Origin of the sequence: Arthrobacter agilis (genome assembly GCF_006494655.1) — a bacterium.
GTDB classification, from domain to species: domain Bacteria; phylum Actinomycetota; class Actinomycetes; order Actinomycetales; family Micrococcaceae; genus Arthrobacter_D; species Arthrobacter_D agilis.
The window spans coordinates 69780-85163 of the sequence record NZ_VHIM01000007.1; the positions used below are offsets into that span (position 1 = coordinate 69780).

The following is a 15384-nucleotide window of genomic DNA, read 5'->3' on the forward strand; positions in this document are numbered from 1 at the left end:
GCGTTGCGCATGCACTAGCGTCGTTCCTAGAAGTTACTTGACATAACGTTAACTCTCAACCTGAACGTTAACGTTGGTTCAGGTGAAAGTTGAAGCCGAATGATCGGCAGCCCCCGTACAGCACACAGATTCGAACAAGGGACACAGGACGTGGCAGCACCTCAGAATTACTTGGCCGTCATCAAGGTCGTCGGCATCGGCGGCGGCGGCGTCAACGCCGTCAACCGCATGATCGAGGTGGGTCTCCGCGGCGTGGAGTTCATTGCCATCAACACCGACGCGCAGGCATTGCTCATGAGCGACGCCGACGTGAAGCTCGACGTCGGGCGCGAACTGACGCGCGGGCTCGGCGCCGGCGCGGATCCGGAGGTCGGCCGCCGCGCCGCCGAGGACCACTCGGAAGAGATCGAGGAGGTCCTCCGCGGGGCCGACATGGTCTTCGTGACCGCGGGCGAGGGTGGCGGAACCGGGACGGGTGGCGCCCCCGTGGTGGCGCGTATCGCCCGCTCGCTCGGCGCCCTGACCATCGGCGTGGTCACGCGTCCCTTCACCTTCGAGGGTCGCCGACGGTCGAACCAGGCCGAGAGCGGCATCGACACCCTCCGCGAGGAGGTCGACACCCTCATCGTCATCCCGAACGACCGCCTGCTCTCGATCAGCGACCGCAACGTCTCGATGCTCGATGCCTTCCGGTCGGCCGACCAGGTGCTGCTCTCGGGTGTCCAGGGCATCACCGACCTCATCACCACGCCGGGTCTGATCAACCTCGACTTCGCCGACGTGAAGTCCGTCATGCAGGGCGCGGGCTCGGCACTCATGGGCATCGGCTCCGCCCGTGGCGAGGACCGTGCCGTCAAGGCGGCGGAACTCGCCATCGCCTCGCCGCTGCTCGAGGCCTCGATCGACGGCGCGCACGGTGTGCTGCTGTCCATCCAGGGCGGCTCGGATCTCGGACTGTTCGAGATCAACGAGGCTGCACGCCTCGTGCAGGAGGTCGCACACCCGGAGGCGAACATCATCTTCGGTGCGGTGATCGACGACGCCCTCGGCGACGAGGCACGCGTGACCGTGATCGCGGCGGGCTTCGACCAGGTCGACGCCACGTCGCAGCCCGCGCCCGCCGCGGCCCCGGCGTCGAGGCCTGCCTCGGCTCCGAGCGTGGGGGGAGACCAGTCGCGCACCGCCGCGACCGCCGGACTCGGTGCCTGGTCCCAGCAGCGCAGCCAGAACGTGCAGGCCGTGCCGGCCGATTCCGGTTTCGACGTCGACCTCCCGGCGATCGTGGAGCCCGATCTGTCCGCGGGCCGGTCGGACGACCTCGACGTCCCCGACTTCCTCAAGTAGGCGATGAACCCGTCCGTCGGTCCCGGGCGTACGTCCCCCTTCCACTGGGAGGAGGAGGTGCGTCCGGGACTGCGGGTCGCTTTCACCGCGGCCGCAGCGGGCAACCTCGCGCTGCACGTCGGCTCCGACGCCCCGTCCGTCCAAGCCAATCGGCGGCTGCTCGAGGTTGAGATGGGCGTGCCGGTCGCGTCCTTGCGCTTCATGAGCCAGACCCATTCGAAACGGGTGGTGCTGGTGGACGGAGACCGGACCCCGACCCGCGGACCCGACGCCGACGGCCTGGTCTCGCCCCGCGGGGAGGAACCCCTCGCCGTCCTGGTCGCGGACTGCGTCCCGATCATCCTCGCGGACGCGTCGAGGAGCGAGGGCGGGACAGGAGCGACCGCCGCGGTCCACGCGGGCCGCGCCGGCATCGGGAACGGTATCCTCGCCGAGGCGGTGCGTCTGCTGACCCGTGCTGGTGCGCATGACCTCGCGGCCTGGATCGGTCCGTCCGTCTGCGGGTCCTGCTACGAGGTGCCGGAGGACATGATGACGGATCTCGCCCGGGATCTCCCGATGGCGGCGTCGCGGACTCCGCAGGGCACCCCGGCCCTCGATCTGCCGGCTGCCGCACGGGAGCAGCTGAGACGCTCGGGTGTGCGCGTCGAGGCAGTGGCCGGGAACTCCTGCACGGTCGAGAACACCGGACTCTTCTCCCACCGACGAGCACCGGGCGAGGGCCGGATCGCGGGCCTCGTATGGAGAACATCATGAGCGGCGCTCCCGAGGGCGGCCGGCCGGAGGACCTGTCGCGTCGTCTGGCGCAGGTGAGGTCGAGGATCTCCGCGGCGTCCCACGCCGCGAACAGCAGCGAGCCCCGACTGATCGTCGTCACCAAGTACTTCCCGGCGTCCGATGTCCGCATCCTCGCCGGGCTCGGGGTCTCGGATGTGGGCGAGAACCGTGACCAGGAGGCAGCCGCCAAGGCCGCGGAGCTCGAGGACCTGTCGCTGGCATGGCATTTCATCGGCCAGCTGCAGTCCAACAAGGCGCGGTCAGTGGTCCGGTATGCCCGGAGCGTCCACTCGGTGGACCGGGTCTCACTGGTCACTGCACTCGGGAAGGCCGTCGCCGTCGAGCAGGAGCGGCGAGGCGGGGCAGGGTCGGAACCCCGGCCCGACCTCGACTGCTATCTCCAGTTCTCCCTCGACCCGGACGGCACCGCGGACGGGCGGGGAGGCGCCCTGCCGGCCGATGCCGCAGGCCTTGCGGAGAAGGTCGCGGGCACCGCGGGGCTTCGCCTCGCCGGCGTCATGGCGGTGGCGCCGGTCGATGCCTCCCCGGACGAAGCCTTCGCCAGGCTCCTCATGATCTCGGCCGCCGTGCGCGCCGTCGATCCCTCCGCGACCGGGGTCTCGGCCGGGATGAGCGGTGACCTGGAGGCGGCGGTCGCCGCTGGGGCGACACACCTCCGGATTGGTTCTGATGTCCTCGGTCCGCGTCCGGCCGTGGGGTAGCGTTCCAGCTAGAACGGCGGCACCACAGGCGTCCGGACCGGTTTCGACGGCCCGGGGGGCCACCCCTCATCCACTCTGTTATGACAGGAGCTACCATGGCCGGCGCACTGCGCAAGACGATGATCTACCTTGGGCTCGCCGATGGTGACGAGCACTACGAGCCCGAAACGAAGAACGCGCAGAGCCGGAACGAGGAGTACACCGTGGACTACGATCGTGACGAACGCCGCGAAGAGCGAGGGCTGGAGCCCGCTCCCGCAACGAACCGGATGTCCTCCGCCGATGAGTACCGTGCACCGGTGACCCCCATCAAGCGGGCGCCGTCCTCCCGGGAGGACTCAGCAGCGCTGCGCCAGATCACCACCATCCACCCGCGCTCGTACAACGATGCGAAGCTGATCGGCGAGAGCTTCCGTGACGGGATCCCGGTGATCATGAACGTCACCGACATGGGGGAGGCGGACGCCAAGCGTCTCGTCGACTTCTCCGCAGGACTCGTCTTCGGGCTGCACGGCAGCATCGAGCGGGTCACCAATAAGGTGTTCCTGCTGTCGCCGTCGTATATTGAAGTCCTCGGTGAGGACCTGAAGGCAAGCGAAGCACAGACCAGCTTCTTTAACCAGAGCTGAGCCCGGCGGCCGTGATGGTCGCAAGAGACCCACGGCCCGAAGGACTGGACCAGCCCTGTGAATTTGGTATTCGCCCTGATCTACCTGGTACTGATGCTGTTCCAGCTCGCCCTGATCCTGCGGATCGTGTACGACGCCGTGCAGGGGTTCGCCCGTGACTGGCGGCCGCAGAAGGCCGCGCTGGTCGTGGCCTCCGGGGTGTACTCGGCAACCGACCCGCCCATCAGGGCGCTGCGTCGACTGATCCCGCCGCTCCGGCTCGGGGGAGTGCAGCTCGACCTCGCGTTCCTCGTGCTCTTCATCGTGGTCCTGATCCTGATGTCGGTCGCCAGGAGCCTCGCGGGCTGACGAGCGGATTCGTTTCGTGATGCAGTTCCCGACCAGATACGCTGATCCACAGTTCGACGGGCGCCTCGGGCGTCGGTCCACAATTCGGTACCGCAGCCATGACCGCCTCCCCGGCGGCGGGCTTCTATCAGTTTGAGGTGACCCATGGCTCTGACGCCAGAAGACGTTGTCAACAAGAGGTTCCAGCCCACCAAGTTCCGCGAAGGCTACGACCAGGACGAGGTCGACGACTTCCTCGACGAGATCGTCGTGGAGCTGCGTCGCCTGAACTCCGAGAACGAGGAACTGCGCCGCACCATCGCGGGAGGATCGGCGGACGCGTCCTCGACCACGGCGGTACCTGCTCCGGTCGCCGCGAGCACCCAGACCGAGGACCTGCCGTCCGACGACCTGGCCTCCGAGGAGAAGGGGTCCGAGGAGACGCTGACCGCCACCGACGAGGAGCCCACGCCGGCGCCGGCACCCGCCGCATCCGCGCCCAGCACCGGAAGCGCCGAATCGGCCGCCGGCGTCCTGGCCATGGCACAGCGCCTGCACGACGAGTACGTCAACGCCGGTGTGGAGCAGCGCGACAAGATCATCGCCGAGGCGCAGATCGAGGCGACCGGACTCGTCACCGATGCTGAGGAGAAGAGCCGCAAGACGCTCGGCGACCTCGAGGAGCAGAAGTCGGTGCTGGAGAGCAAGGTCGAGCAGCTCCGTGGCTTCGAACGCGACTACCGCGCCCGCCTGAAGGCCTACATCGAGGGGCAGCTCCAGGACCTGGACGCGCACGGATCGCTCGCGTCGGACAGTTCCGCCTCCTAACAGGACATCCGGGCCGACGGGACGTCGGTCCAGCAGTGGAAGGGCCGGTGGCCGGGGCGTCGTCCCGGTGACCGGCCCTTCGCCGTCGGACCTCCGGTCCCCGGCACCCGCCTCCGCCCCTCGATCCCTGGATGGACAGTGAACGACCAGCAACCCTCCGAGCCCGCCCCCAACGAGCCTCCCGCGCGAGAACCCGATCGCGGCGTCGAGCGTGAGGGGGAGCGAGGGCGCCCGCCGAGGCGCTTCGCCGTCCTCATGCTCGGGTGCACGCTCGTGGCCTATGTCCTCGACCAGCTGACCAAGTGGTGGGTCGTCTCGACGATGACGGAGGGCCAGATCACCCCGGTCCTGCCGCCGCTCCTGAACTGGCGCTTCATCAGGAACCCGGGCGCCGCGTTCTCGATCGGCACCGACTACACGTGGGTGTTCACCATCATCATGGTGGTGGTCGCCACCGCGATCGTCCTGCAGGTCCGCAGGGTGGCCTCCTGGGGCTGGTCCGTCGCCCTGGGCCTGGTCCTCGGTGGTGCCCTCGGGAACCTGACCGACCGCCTGCTCCGTGAACCCTCCTTCGGCCAGGGCCATGTGGTCGACTTCATCGCGCTGCCGAATTTCGCGATCTTCAACATCGCGGACTCCGCCGTGGTCAGTGGTGTCGTGCTGATCTGCCTCCTGACCCTGCGTGGCATCGGGATGGACGGACGGCGCACGTCGGACGAGGAGCCAGAGGACGCCGGAACGGAGGCGCCGGACACCGGATCGGGCACGGTTGCACCCGGCACCCCCGGACCCTCCGGGACGACCCCACCATCGCCGGACGAGGAGGCGGAGCGTGGCCGCTGAGCACAGGGATCTGGTCATCCCGGCCTCCGAGGCCGGTTCGCGGGTCGACGCCGCACTGGCACGCCTGCTCGAGGTCTCCCGGTCCGCCGTCGCGCAGTGGTCCGCCGACGGGAGGATCCTGCGGGCGGGAACGCCGTTGGCGAAGTCCGACCGCGTGCACGAGGGTGACCGGATCGGGGTCGAGCTGCCCGATCCCGACGATCGCCACCGGATCATCCCCGAGGCCGTCGACGGCATGGGGATCCTGCTCGACGACGACGACTTCGTGGTCGTGGACAAGCCCGTGGGCGTCGCCGCACATCCCTCACCGGGGTGGGTCGGGCCGACGGTCGTGGGGGCCCTGGCTGCTGCGGGGTACCGCATCTCGACCTCGGGAGCCCCGGAGCGCGTGGGGATCGTCCACCGGCTCGATGTGGGGACCTCGGGCGCCATGGTGGTCGCGAAGACGGAGCCCGCGTACACGGCGCTGAAGCGGGCCTTCAAGGAGCGCACGGTGGAGAAGGTCTACCACGCCGTGGTGCAGGGCCTGCCGGAACCCCTGAAGGGCACGATCGACGCGCCGATCGGCCGCCACCCACACCACGAGTGGCGTTTCGCGGTCCTGGAGGACGGCCGCGACTCGGTGACCCACTACGAGGTGCTCGAGGCCTTCGGCCGTGCCAGCCTCGTGGAGGTGCACCTCGAGACCGGCCGGACCCATCAGATCCGGGTGCACTTCTCCGCCCTCCGGCATCCCTGCGCAGGAGACCTCACGTACGGCGCCGACCCGCGACTGGCCGCCGAACTGGGCCTGACACGGCAGTGGCTGCATGCGCACCGCCTCGGGTTCGCGCACCCCCGGACGGGGGAGCCGGTCCAGGTCACGAGTCCCTATCCGGTGGACCTCGCCTACGCGCTCACGGCCCTGTCCAACGGGCTCGTCTGACGCGCCGACGTCGGCGCGAGCACTAGACTCGGGGTGTGGCTACTCCTGCATCAACCGACTCGTTCGTCCATCTCCACAACCACACCGAGTACTCGATGCTCGACGGCGCCGCGCGGCTGACGGATCTCTTCAGCCACACCGAGGAACTCGGGATGAAGGCCCTCGCCACCACGGACCACGGGTTCGTGTTCGGTGCCTTCGACTTCTGGAGCAAGGCCACCAGCGCCGGGATCAAACCGATCATCGGCGTCGAGGCCTACCTGACGCCGGGCACTGCCCGCAACGACCGCACGCGCGTCCAGTGGGGCGGCGGCGGTCGCGACGACGTCTCGGGAGCGGGCGCCTATACGCACATGACGCTCTGGTCCGAGACCACCGGCGGCATGCACAACCTGTTCCGCATGTCCTCGCTCGCCTCCCTCGAGGGCTATCTCTACAAGCCCCGCATGGACCGTGACCTCCTGCAGACCTACGGGAAGGGTCTCATCGCCACGACGGGCTGCCCCTCCGGCGAGGTCCAGACGAAGCTCCGGCTCGGACTGTACAACGAGGCCAAGCAGGCGGCCTCGGACTTCCGCGACATCTTCGGGGCGGACAACTACTTCTGCGAGCTGATGGACCACGGGCTGGACATCGAGCGGAACGTGAAAGCGGACCTCATCAAGCTGGCGCACGAGCTCGGGCTCCCACTCGTGGCCACCAACGACCTGCACTACACGCATGCCGAGGACTCCAAGGCCCACGCAGCCCTGCTGTGCGTCCAGTCCGGATCGACTCTCGCCGACCCCAAGCGCTTCAAGTTCGACGCCGACGAGTTCTACCTGAAGTCGCCCGCCGAGATGCGGGCCATCTTCCGCGACTACCCGGAAGCCTGCGACAACACCCTGCTCATCGCCGAGCGGTGCGACGTCGAGTTCAACACCAAGGCGAACTACATGCCGCGCTTCCCGGTCCCGGAGGGGGAGAACGAGCAGTCCTGGTTCGTCAAGGAGGTCGAGACGGGCCTGCAGTTCCGCTACCCCGCAGGCGTGCCGGACGACGTCCGCAAGCAGGCCGAGTTCGAGGTCGGTGTCATCACGCAGATGGGGTTCCCCGGCTACTTCCTCGTCGTCGCCGACTTCATCAACTGGGCCAAGAACAACGGGATCCGCGTGGGTCCGGGCCGTGGTTCGGGCGCGGGCTCCATGGTCGCGTACGCCATGCGGATCACCGATCTCGACCCCCTCAAGCACGGCCTCATCTTCGAGCGGTTCCTCAACCCCGAGCGTGTGTCGATGCCCGACTTCGACGTCGACTTCGATGATCGGCGCCGTTCCGAGGTGATCCGGTACGTCACGGAGAAGTACGGCGACGAGCGCGTCGCCATGATCGTCACGTACGGCACCATCAAGGCCAAGCAGGCGCTCAAGGACTCCTCGCGCGTCATGGGCTATCCGTTCTCGACCGGTGAGCGGCTCACCAAGGCCATGCCGCCCGACGTCATGGGCAAGGGACTCGCCCTGGCGGACGTCCATAACAAGGACGCCAAGCGGTACTCGGAGGCGGAGGAACTCCGGGAGCTGCTGAAGACCGACGCCGACTCCGAGAAGGTGTTCGAGACGGCCCTCGGCCTCGAGGGCCTCAAGCGCCAGTGGGGGGTGCACGCGGCGGGTGTCATCATGTCCTCGGACCCGCTGATCGACATCATCCCGATCATGCGCCGTGAGCAGGACGGCCAGATCATCACCCAGTTCGACTATCCCACGTGCGAGGGGCTCGGGCTGATCAAGATGGACTTCCTCGGCCTGAGGAACCTGACGATCATCACGGACGCCGTGGAGAACATCAAGGCGAACAAGGACACCGACCTGGTCCTCGAGGATCTCGAGCTCGACGACCGCGAGTCCTACGAGCTCCTGGCACGGGGCGACACCCTGGGGGTCTTCCAGCTCGACGGCGGGCCCATGCGGTCACTGCTGAAGCTCATGCGCCCCGACAACTTCGAGGACATCTCCGCGGTCCTGGCGCTCTACCGGCCGGGCCCCATGGGCGTGAACTCGCACACGAACTACGCGCTCCGCAAGAACGGGCTGCAGGAGATCGAGCCGATCCACCCGGAGCTCGAGGGACCCCTCGAGGAGATCCTGGGTGGCACCTACGGCCTGATCGTGTACCAGGAGCAGGTGATGAGCGCCGCCCAGAAGCTGGCGAACTTCACGCTCGGCCAGGCAGACATGCTCCGCCGTGCCATGGGTAAGAAGAAGAAGTCGGAGCTGGACAAGCAGCAGGCCGACTTCTTCGCCGGCATGAAGGCCAACGGCTACTCCCAGGCCGCGATAGACAAGCTCTGGATCGTCCTCGAATCGTTCTCCGACTACGCGTTCAACAAGGCGCACACGGCGGCCTACGGCCTCGTCTCCTACTGGACGGCCTACCTCAAGGCGCACTATCCGGCCGAGTACATGGCAGCGCTGCTCACGAGCGTCGGCGACGACAAGGACAAGCTCGCTATCTACCTCAACGAATGCCGTCGCATGGGCATCACGGTGCTGCCGCCCGACGTCAACGAGTCGAGCGTCAATTTCACGCCCGTGGGTAAGGACATCCGCTTCGGGATGGGCGCCATCCGCAATGTCGGCGCGAATGTCGTCGGCGCGATGGTCGGTGCGCGCGAGGAGAAGGGCGCCTTCACCTCGTTCAGCGATTTCCTGCAGAAAGTGCCCGCCGTCGTCTGCAACAAGCGCACCATCGAGTCGCTCATCAAGGCCGGCGCGTTCGACTCCCTGAAGCACCCTCGCCGGGCCCTCGTCATGATCCACGAGGAGGCGGTCGACTCCGTGATCGTCCTCAAGCGCAACGAGGCGGCGAACCAGTTCGATCTCTTCAGCGCGTTCGACGACGACGGCGGCATGGGCGGGCCCGGCGGATTGTCGGTGGAGGTTCCCGACCTCCCGGAGTGGGACAAGAAGGACAAGCTCTCCTTCGAGCGCGACATGCTCGGGCTCTACGTCTCGGACCACCCGCTGCAGGGGCTCGAGGGCATCCTCAGCAACCACGCGGACTCCTCGATCCCCTCGATCATCAGCGAGGAGGGGCCGGCCGACGGCGCCATCGTGACGATCGCCGGCATGATCACCTCGCTGCAGCGCCGGATCGCCAAGAACAGCGGCAACGCCTACGCCCGTGCCGAGGTGGAGGATCTCGCCGGGTCGATGGAGGTCATGTTCTTCGGCCAGGTGTACGGCCCCATCTCGGGCGTCCTCGCCGAGGACCTGATCGTCGTCGTCCGGGGGCGCCTGCAACGCCGGGACGACGGCGCCGTCATGCTGAACGCGCAGGAACTCTCGGTGCCGGACCTCAGCGAGGGACACTCCGGTCCCGTGGTGATCTCGATGCTGCAGCACAAGGCCACCGAGACGGCGGTGACCGCACTCGGCGACGTCCTGCGCACCCACCCGGGGACCAGCGAGGTGCTGATCCGGCTCAACGGCTCACGCAAGGTCGAGGTCATGAAGCTCGGCGTCGACCTCCGCGTGAATCCGACCCCCGGGCTCTTCGGGGACCTGAAGGTCCTGCTCGGCCCGGCCTGCCTCGACGCCTGAGCCGCTCCTCAGATCACGTAGTCGGTGGCCGTCGGCGTACCGTAGCTGCCGCCGTGATACAGGAGGGGTGCGCCGTCGGGGCCGATGGTCCCCGCGACGACCTCCGCGACGACCACCGCGTTGTTCTCGAAGGACAGGCGCATGCTGATGCGCCCCACGAGCCAGCCGGCCACGTCCTTCAGGATGGGAACGCACTCGGGCCCGGCCTCCCAGTGGTCGCCCGTGAACCGGTCCTTCGTCCGCGCGAAGCGGTTCGCCAGGCCCTCGTTCTCCGTGCTGAGCATGTGGACACCTACGAAGTTCGTGTTGGCGACGGCGGGCCAGGAGGAGGAGGTCCGTGCCATGTTGAAGGAGAAGCGCGGCGGCTCGGCGGACAGCGAGGCCACCGACGTGGCGGTGAAGCCGAAGGGGACGTCGTTGTAGGTGGCGGTGATGATCGCGACTCCTGCCGCATGCCGGCGGAAGACCTCGCGGAAGGATTCGCCGTGCAATTCGGCGGGTAGCCGGCGATCCGGTGCAGTGCTCTGGTGGTTCACGGGTGTCCTCCGGGGATCGACGGATGCGGGCGGGACGGGCGGCTTCGCGACACCCTCCGTAGGTGTCACCCGAGCCGGACAGGGCCGGTCCCGCTGATTCCACACTAGGCGCGGTCCGTGGCCTCCGGCTGGTTTGTTAATGTAGAAGTCATGCGCGCCAACCAGGGACCGGATACGGGTTCGAGCAACTACCCTCCTCCTGTCTACGCCGTTGCCGAGGACCGCCGGTCGGTCCCGCCGGCAGGGGTCTTCTGGTGGCTGGGCTCCACCATCCTCCTCGGCGCGATGCTGGGCGCCGCGTGGTGGCTGCTTGCACCGACCGGGCGGGTGTTCGGCGATCCCGGTGATCCGCAGCAGTGGGTGCTGCGCGACCTCACCCTGGCGGGCCTCGAGGTCGTCGTCGGTCTCGCCGTGGGAGCCGTCGTCGCGGTGCGGCTGCGACTGCCGGGCGTGGTGGCCCGGATCCTTGCCGCCGTCGGCGGATCGACGGTCGGGTCGCTCCTCGCACTCGGCGTCGGAGAAGGCCTCGCCTACGTCTTCGGCCCGCATGGACCGGAGGGAGTCCCCGGCTCCCTGTTCATGCTCCACTCCTATGGCGCACTCGCCCTCTGGCCCGCCACCGCATCCGTCGTCATCCTGGTGGCCGCCCTGATCGGACTCGCGCGCCGCAGGGAGTGACCGCGCCGCCGTTCCGCCTGACCCGCCCCGTGACCTTCGCCTGCCGCACTCCTGGCCGGCACTGTGGTGCCTGCGCTCCCGTCCCTGCGCTCCCGTCCCTGCGCTCCCGTCCCTGCAGTTCCGACGGCCGGTGCCGGCCGGTGGCGCCCGATAGACTCGACGGGTGACTTCAGCGCCCAGCACTCCGTCCGTCGTCGATTTCCGCACGCTCGATCTTCGCGGCCGCACGCTTTCCCCCGGAGACCTCAAGCGCCTTCTTCCCCGCGCCGCCGTGAGTGCCCATTCGTCCGAGGCGGCCGTGCAGGCCATCGTCGACGACGTCAGGGCTCGAGGACTCGGCGCGCTGCGCGAGCTGGCCCACCGCTTCGACGGCGTCGAGCAGGATCACCCGAGAGTACCCGCGGACGTGATCGCGGCAGCGCTGGAGGAGCTCGACGACGACGTCCGGGGTGCGCTCGAGGAAGCGATCCGTCGTGCCCGCCTGTTCGCCGAGGCCCAGCGGCCGGCCGACGTCGAGATCGAGATCGCCGAGGGCGCTCGGCTGACCCACCGGTGGATCGCCGTCGACCGCGTGGGCCTGTACGTGCCCGGGGGGCTCGCGGTGTACCCCTCCTCCGTCGTCATGAACGTGGTCCCCGCGCAGGCCGCAGGCGTCCGTTCCATCGCGCTCGCCTCCCCGCCGCAGAAGGAGTTCGGCGGCTGGCCGCACCCCGTCATCCTCGCGGCCGCTGCGATGCTGGGCGTGACGGAGGTCCACGCCATGGGCGGGGCCCAAGCCGTCGCGGCGCTGGCGTACGGTGTCGTCGCGGACGGCGGCACGGGAGACGGTACGGGGGACGGCGTAGGATCGGGCGAGCCGGGTGCCCTGCCCGGGGGCTCCGCCGCCGACCCGTCGCGCCCGGGCGCGATCGATCCGGTGAATCTGATCACCGGTCCCGGGAACGTCTTCGTCGCCACCGCGAAGCGCCTCGTGCGCGGCAGCGTCGGCATCGACTCGGAGGCCGGAACCACGGAGATCGCCGTCCTCGCGGACGCCGGTGCTGACGCGGACCTCGTGGCGGCCGACCTCGTCAGCCAGGCCGAGCACGATCCGCAGGCGGCGTCCGTCCTCGTGACCGACTCGGAGGAGCTCGCTGCAGCCGTCGTCGAGGCGCTGGGTGTCCGCGCGCAGCGCACCCGCCACGCCGATCGTGTCCGGACAGCCCTCTCGGGACCGCAGTCGGGAGTGATCCTGGTCGACGACCTCGAGCACGGGATCGCGGTGTGCGATGCCTACGCGGCCGAGCACCTCGAGATCCAGACGGCGGATGCCGCCGGCGTCGCGCGCCGCATCCGGAATGCCGGTGCGGTCTTCGTGGGCGCCTACAGCCCCGTGAGCCTCGGGGACTACTGTGCGGGGTCCAACCACGTGCTGCCGACCGGAGGGACGGCCGCCTTCACCTCCGGCCTCAATGTCACCACCTTCCTGAAGGCCGTGCAGCTCGTCCAGTACGACCGCGAGGCGCTGCGGGAGGTCTCGGCGTCGATCGAGGCTCTGTCCGACGCGGAGAACCTGCCGGCGCACGGAGAGGCCGTGGCGGCCCGCTTCGAGGCGACGGGTCGAGCGGTCCGCACGGACGGCTGAACACTACATCTGGTAATTACAGTGTTGTTGTTTCACCACATCTAGTCCTAGACTGATCGAACGGGACGATCGCCGACCATCCGAGGGGGAGCCGTGTACTGTCCGTACTGCCGGAACCCCGACTCGCGGGTGGTCGACAGCCGCCTCGCCGATGATGGCTCCGCCATCCGTCGCCGTCGCCAGTGCCCCGAGTGCGGACGCCGCTTCAGCACGGTCGAGACCACGAGCCTCAGCGTCATCAAGCGGTCGGGGGCGGGTGAGCCGTTCAGCAGGTCCAAGATCATCAACGGAGTCCGCAAGGCCTGCCAGGGGAGGCCCGTCACCGAGGACGACCTCGCTCTCCTGGCCCAGGAGGTAGAGGAGACCGTGCGTGCGAGCGGCGTCGCCGAGATCGACGCGCACGAGGTGGGGCTGGCGATCCTGCAACCGCTGCGCAAGCTGGACCAGATCGCCTACCTTCGCTTCGCGAGCGTCTACCAGGGCTTCGAGTCCCTGGAGGATTTCGAGGAAGCCATTGATACCCTTCGCCGGCAGGCGAAGGACAACGAGCGCATACCCTCGGGTGTGCAGAGACCGTTGACGGCGCAGTAGCGCCGCTCCAGACCCCGGTGGTGGCTGCGGAGGGGAAGCCGACGCCACCACCGGCACCACGTTCGTCCGGGCTCGCCCGGCACAGGAACAGCACGAAGCCCGGTACGGATGTCCGTACCGGGCTTCGTGCGTCGAGGGGGCCGTGTCCAGGGTCGCTCCGTCGTCGTTCCCGCCGTCAGCGTGGGTAGCTCGAGCCTCTCGAGCTGCTCAGGCCTTCTGGCTCGACAGCAGTGCGGCCTGCAGGGCGCCCCCCACGATTCCGGCGTGGTTCTTGAGCTGCGCCGGGATGATCGGGGTCCGGAGGTTCAGCGAGGGCAGGTATTCGCCGCTGCGCTTCGAGATGCCGCCGCCCACGATGAACAGCTCGGGGGAGAAGAGGAACTCGACGTGCGAGAAGTAGCGCTGGAGCCGGACGGCGTACTCGTCCCAGTCGATCCCGTCCCGTTCACGCGCGACGGCCGATGCCTTCGTCTCGGCGTCGTGCCCGTCGATCTCGAGGTGGCCGAGTTCCGCGTTCGGCACGAGCTTGCCGTCGAAGATGAACGCCGACCCGATACCGGTGCCGAGCGTGATGACGAGAACCGTCCCCAGCTTGCCCTTGCCCGCACCGTAGCGGACCTCGGCGAGTCCGGCGGCGTCGGCGTCGTTGATCACGTGCACGTCGCGCCCGAGGACCGTCGTGAACAGGGCGTCGACGTCCGTGTCGACCCAGCTCTTGTCCACGTTCGCCGCGGAGCGTGCCACGCCGTGCTGGATGATGGCCGGGAAGGTGACCCCGACCGGCACATCGGCCGGCGGGCCCTCGGGCCGTGAGCTCAGCTCCGCGACGATCTGCGCGACGACGTCGGCCACCGCCTCGGGCGTGGAAGGCTTCGGTGTCGGGATGCGGAAGCGCTCACCGACGATGAGACCCTTCTCGAGATCGACGATCCCGCCCTTGATTCCCGTACCGCCGATGTCGATGCCGATGACGGACGGGGGGAGCTTCCTAGATTTCTTCTTCTCGATGTCCTTGGCCATGATTCTCCGTCACGTGGGTTGGTGGTTCGGCGCAAGCCGGAAGGGGGTGGTGCAGAGGAAAACGGGGCGCCCATGTCAGGGTGCGGTGAGGATCTCCGCGCCGCTGTCGGTGACAACGAGTGTGTGCTCGAACTGCGCTGTCCTTTTGCGGTCCTTCGTGACGACGGTCCAGTCGTCCGCCCACATCGTCCACTCGATGGTGCCGAGCGTGAGCATGGGCTCGATGGTGAAGACCATGCCCGGCTCGATGACGCGGTTGTAGGCGGGGGCGGCGTCGTAATGGGGGATGATCAGGCCCGTGTGGAACGCTTCTCCGACGCCGTGCCCGGTGAAGTCACGGACAACACCATAACCGAAGCGTTTCGCGTAGGACTCGATGGTACGTCCGATGACGTTGATCTCGCGTCCCGGGGCCACGGCCCGGATGGCTCGGGTGAGCGACTCCTGCGTGCGTTCGACGAGCAGCCGCGATTCCTCGTCCACCGTCCCGACGCAGAACGTGTGGTTCGTGTCGCCGTGCACGCCGTCCTTGTAGGCCGTGATGTCGATGTTGAGGATGTCCCCGTCGCGGAGCTCCGTCGAGTCCGGGATGCCGTGGCAGATGACCTCGTTCAACGAGGAGCAGAGCGACTTCGGGAAGCCCCTGTAGCCCAGGGTCGAGGGATAGGCACCGTGATCGAGGATGAACTCGTGTCCTATGCGGTCGAGGTGATCGGTCGTGACACCGGGTTTCGCGTTCCGTCCGACCTCCACGATGGCCTGGGCCGCGATCCGCCCGGCCGCCCGGATCTTCTCGATGGTCTCGGGCGTCTTGACCTCGGAGCCGGTGAAGACGGCGGGAGCCGGGCGCCCCACGTACTCGGGACGAGCGATACCCGGGGGCACGGGCCGCATCGGCGAGACGGTCCCGGGTGTCAGGGTCCCGATGGGCGCAGCTGTGGATGACTGGGGCATACCCT

General features: G+C 68.4%; 15 protein-coding genes. 12 read left to right on the plus strand and 3 right to left on the minus strand.

The window, feature by feature from the left end; translation table 11 throughout:
• Positions 1 to 150 precede the first annotated feature (150 nt).
• The 9 genes from ftsZ (at position 151) to dnaE (ending at position 9976) form a co-directional block, all read left to right on the plus strand.
• Positions 151 to 1344 carry a cell division protein FtsZ gene (ftsZ, locus tag FJV46_RS11740; protein WP_087025738.1) on the plus strand — a complete coding sequence of 398 codons (1194 nt, stop codon included), beginning with the start codon at positions 151 to 153 and terminating at the stop codon, positions 1342 to 1344.
• A gap of 3 nt (positions 1345 to 1347) precedes the next feature.
• Positions 1348 to 2100, plus strand: coding sequence for a purine nucleoside phosphorylase YfiH/LACC1 family protein (locus tag FJV46_RS11745; protein ID WP_087025741.1), 753 nt, complete (start codon positions 1348 to 1350; stop codon positions 2098 to 2100).
• Complete coding sequence (locus tag FJV46_RS11750; RefSeq protein WP_087025744.1) at positions 2097 to 2843, plus strand: YggS family pyridoxal phosphate-dependent enzyme; 747 nt, start codon at positions 2097 to 2099, stop codon at positions 2841 to 2843. The genes FJV46_RS11745 and FJV46_RS11750 overlap by 4 nt, the downstream gene beginning before the upstream one ends.
• Positions 2844 to 2938: 95 nt before the next feature.
• Positions 2939 to 3472 carry a cell division protein SepF gene (locus tag FJV46_RS11755; RefSeq protein ID WP_087025747.1) on the plus strand — a complete coding sequence of 178 codons (534 nt, stop codon included), beginning with the start codon at positions 2939 to 2941 and terminating at the stop codon, positions 3470 to 3472.
• A gap of 57 nt (positions 3473 to 3529) precedes the next feature.
• On the plus strand, positions 3530 to 3820 hold the full coding sequence (locus FJV46_RS11760) for a YggT family protein (RefSeq protein ID WP_087025750.1): 291 nt from the start codon (positions 3530 to 3532) through the stop codon (positions 3818 to 3820).
• Positions 3821 to 3964: 144 nt separating this feature from the next.
• Positions 3965 to 4627, plus strand: a complete 663-nt coding sequence (locus FJV46_RS11765; protein ID WP_087025752.1) for a DivIVA domain-containing protein — start codon at positions 3965 to 3967, stop codon at positions 4625 to 4627.
• Positions 4628 to 4765: 138 nt separating this feature from the next.
• Entirely contained in the window at positions 4766 to 5470 is a 705-nt protein-coding gene (lspA, locus tag FJV46_RS11770) for a signal peptidase II (protein ID WP_306298271.1), read from the plus strand.
• The gene (locus tag FJV46_RS11775; RefSeq protein WP_232008626.1) at positions 5460 to 6395 is read left to right on the plus strand and encodes an RluA family pseudouridine synthase; all 936 of its coding nucleotides are present in this window, start codon (positions 5460 to 5462) and stop codon (positions 6393 to 6395) included. Before lspA ends, FJV46_RS11775 begins: the two co-directional genes overlap by 11 nt.
• Before the next feature lie 35 nt (positions 6396 to 6430).
• The gene (gene dnaE / locus FJV46_RS11780; RefSeq protein ID WP_256940800.1) at positions 6431 to 9976 is read left to right on the plus strand and encodes a DNA polymerase III subunit alpha; all 3546 of its coding nucleotides are present in this window, start codon (positions 6431 to 6433) and stop codon (positions 9974 to 9976) included.
• Between the two features lie 8 nt (positions 9977 to 9984).
• Here the strand turns inward: dnaE and FJV46_RS15615 are convergent, their stop codons facing one another.
• Positions 9985 to 10512 carry a flavin reductase family protein gene (locus FJV46_RS15615; protein ID WP_232008627.1) on the minus strand — a complete coding sequence of 176 codons (528 nt, stop codon included), beginning with the start codon at positions 10510 to 10512 and terminating at the stop codon, positions 9985 to 9987.
• A gap of 150 nt (positions 10513 to 10662) precedes the next feature.
• Between FJV46_RS15615 and FJV46_RS15620 the strand changes: the two genes are divergently transcribed.
• The 3 genes from FJV46_RS15620 to nrdR all read left to right on the plus strand — a co-directional run bounded on the left by FJV46_RS15620 (position 10663) and on the right by nrdR (position 13405).
• Complete coding sequence (locus tag FJV46_RS15620; RefSeq protein WP_104150503.1) at positions 10663 to 11190, plus strand: hypothetical protein; 528 nt, start codon at positions 10663 to 10665, stop codon at positions 11188 to 11190.
• Positions 11191 to 11353: 163 nt separating this feature from the next.
• Complete coding sequence (gene hisD, locus FJV46_RS11795; protein WP_087025758.1) at positions 11354 to 12814, plus strand: histidinol dehydrogenase; 1461 nt, start codon at positions 11354 to 11356, stop codon at positions 12812 to 12814.
• A 93-nt stretch (positions 12815 to 12907) separates the two neighbouring features.
• Positions 12908 to 13405 carry a transcriptional regulator NrdR gene (gene nrdR, locus FJV46_RS11800; RefSeq protein ID WP_087025761.1) on the plus strand — a complete coding sequence of 166 codons (498 nt, stop codon included), beginning with the start codon at positions 12908 to 12910 and terminating at the stop codon, positions 13403 to 13405.
• 207 nt (positions 13406 to 13612) lie between these two features.
• Here nrdR and ppgK read toward each other — a convergent pair whose 3' ends face one another.
• Both ppgK and map read right to left on the minus strand, forming a co-directional pair.
• Positions 13613 to 14425 carry a polyphosphate--glucose phosphotransferase gene (gene ppgK, locus FJV46_RS11805; protein ID WP_087025764.1) on the minus strand — a complete coding sequence of 271 codons (813 nt, stop codon included), beginning with the start codon at positions 14423 to 14425 and terminating at the stop codon, positions 13613 to 13615.
• Between the two features lie 75 nt (positions 14426 to 14500).
• On the minus strand, positions 14501 to 15379 hold the full coding sequence (gene map / locus FJV46_RS11810; RefSeq protein ID WP_087025767.1) for a type I methionyl aminopeptidase: 879 nt from the start codon (positions 15377 to 15379) through the stop codon (positions 14501 to 14503).
• Between the last annotated feature and the right edge of the window lie 5 nt (positions 15380 to 15384).

Excerpts from the sequence above, each read along its gene's own strand:
- FJV46_RS11745 (WP_087025741.1), top strand. The coding sequence starts at position 1,348 with ATGAACCCGTCCGTCGGTCCCGGGCGTACGTCCCCCTTCCACTGGGAG.
- FJV46_RS11750 (WP_087025744.1), top strand. The coding sequence starts at position 2,097 with ATGAGCGGCGCTCCCGAGGGCGGCCGGCCGGAGGACCTGTCGCGTCGT.
- FJV46_RS11755 (WP_087025747.1), top strand. The coding sequence starts at position 2,939 with ATGGCCGGCGCACTGCGCAAGACGATGATCTACCTTGGGCTCGCCGAT.
- FJV46_RS11765 (WP_087025752.1), top strand. The coding sequence starts at position 3,965 with ATGGCTCTGACGCCAGAAGACGTTGTCAACAAGAGGTTCCAGCCCACC.
- FJV46_RS15620 (WP_104150503.1), top strand. The coding sequence starts at position 10,663 with ATGCGCGCCAACCAGGGACCGGATACGGGTTCGAGCAACTACCCTCCT.
- ppgK (WP_087025764.1), bottom strand. The coding sequence starts at position 14,425 with ATGGCCAAGGACATCGAGAAGAAGAAATCTAGGAAGCTCCCCCCGTCC.
- map (WP_087025767.1), bottom strand. The coding sequence starts at position 15,379 with ATGCCCCAGTCATCCACAGCTGCGCCCATCGGGACCCTGACACCCGGG.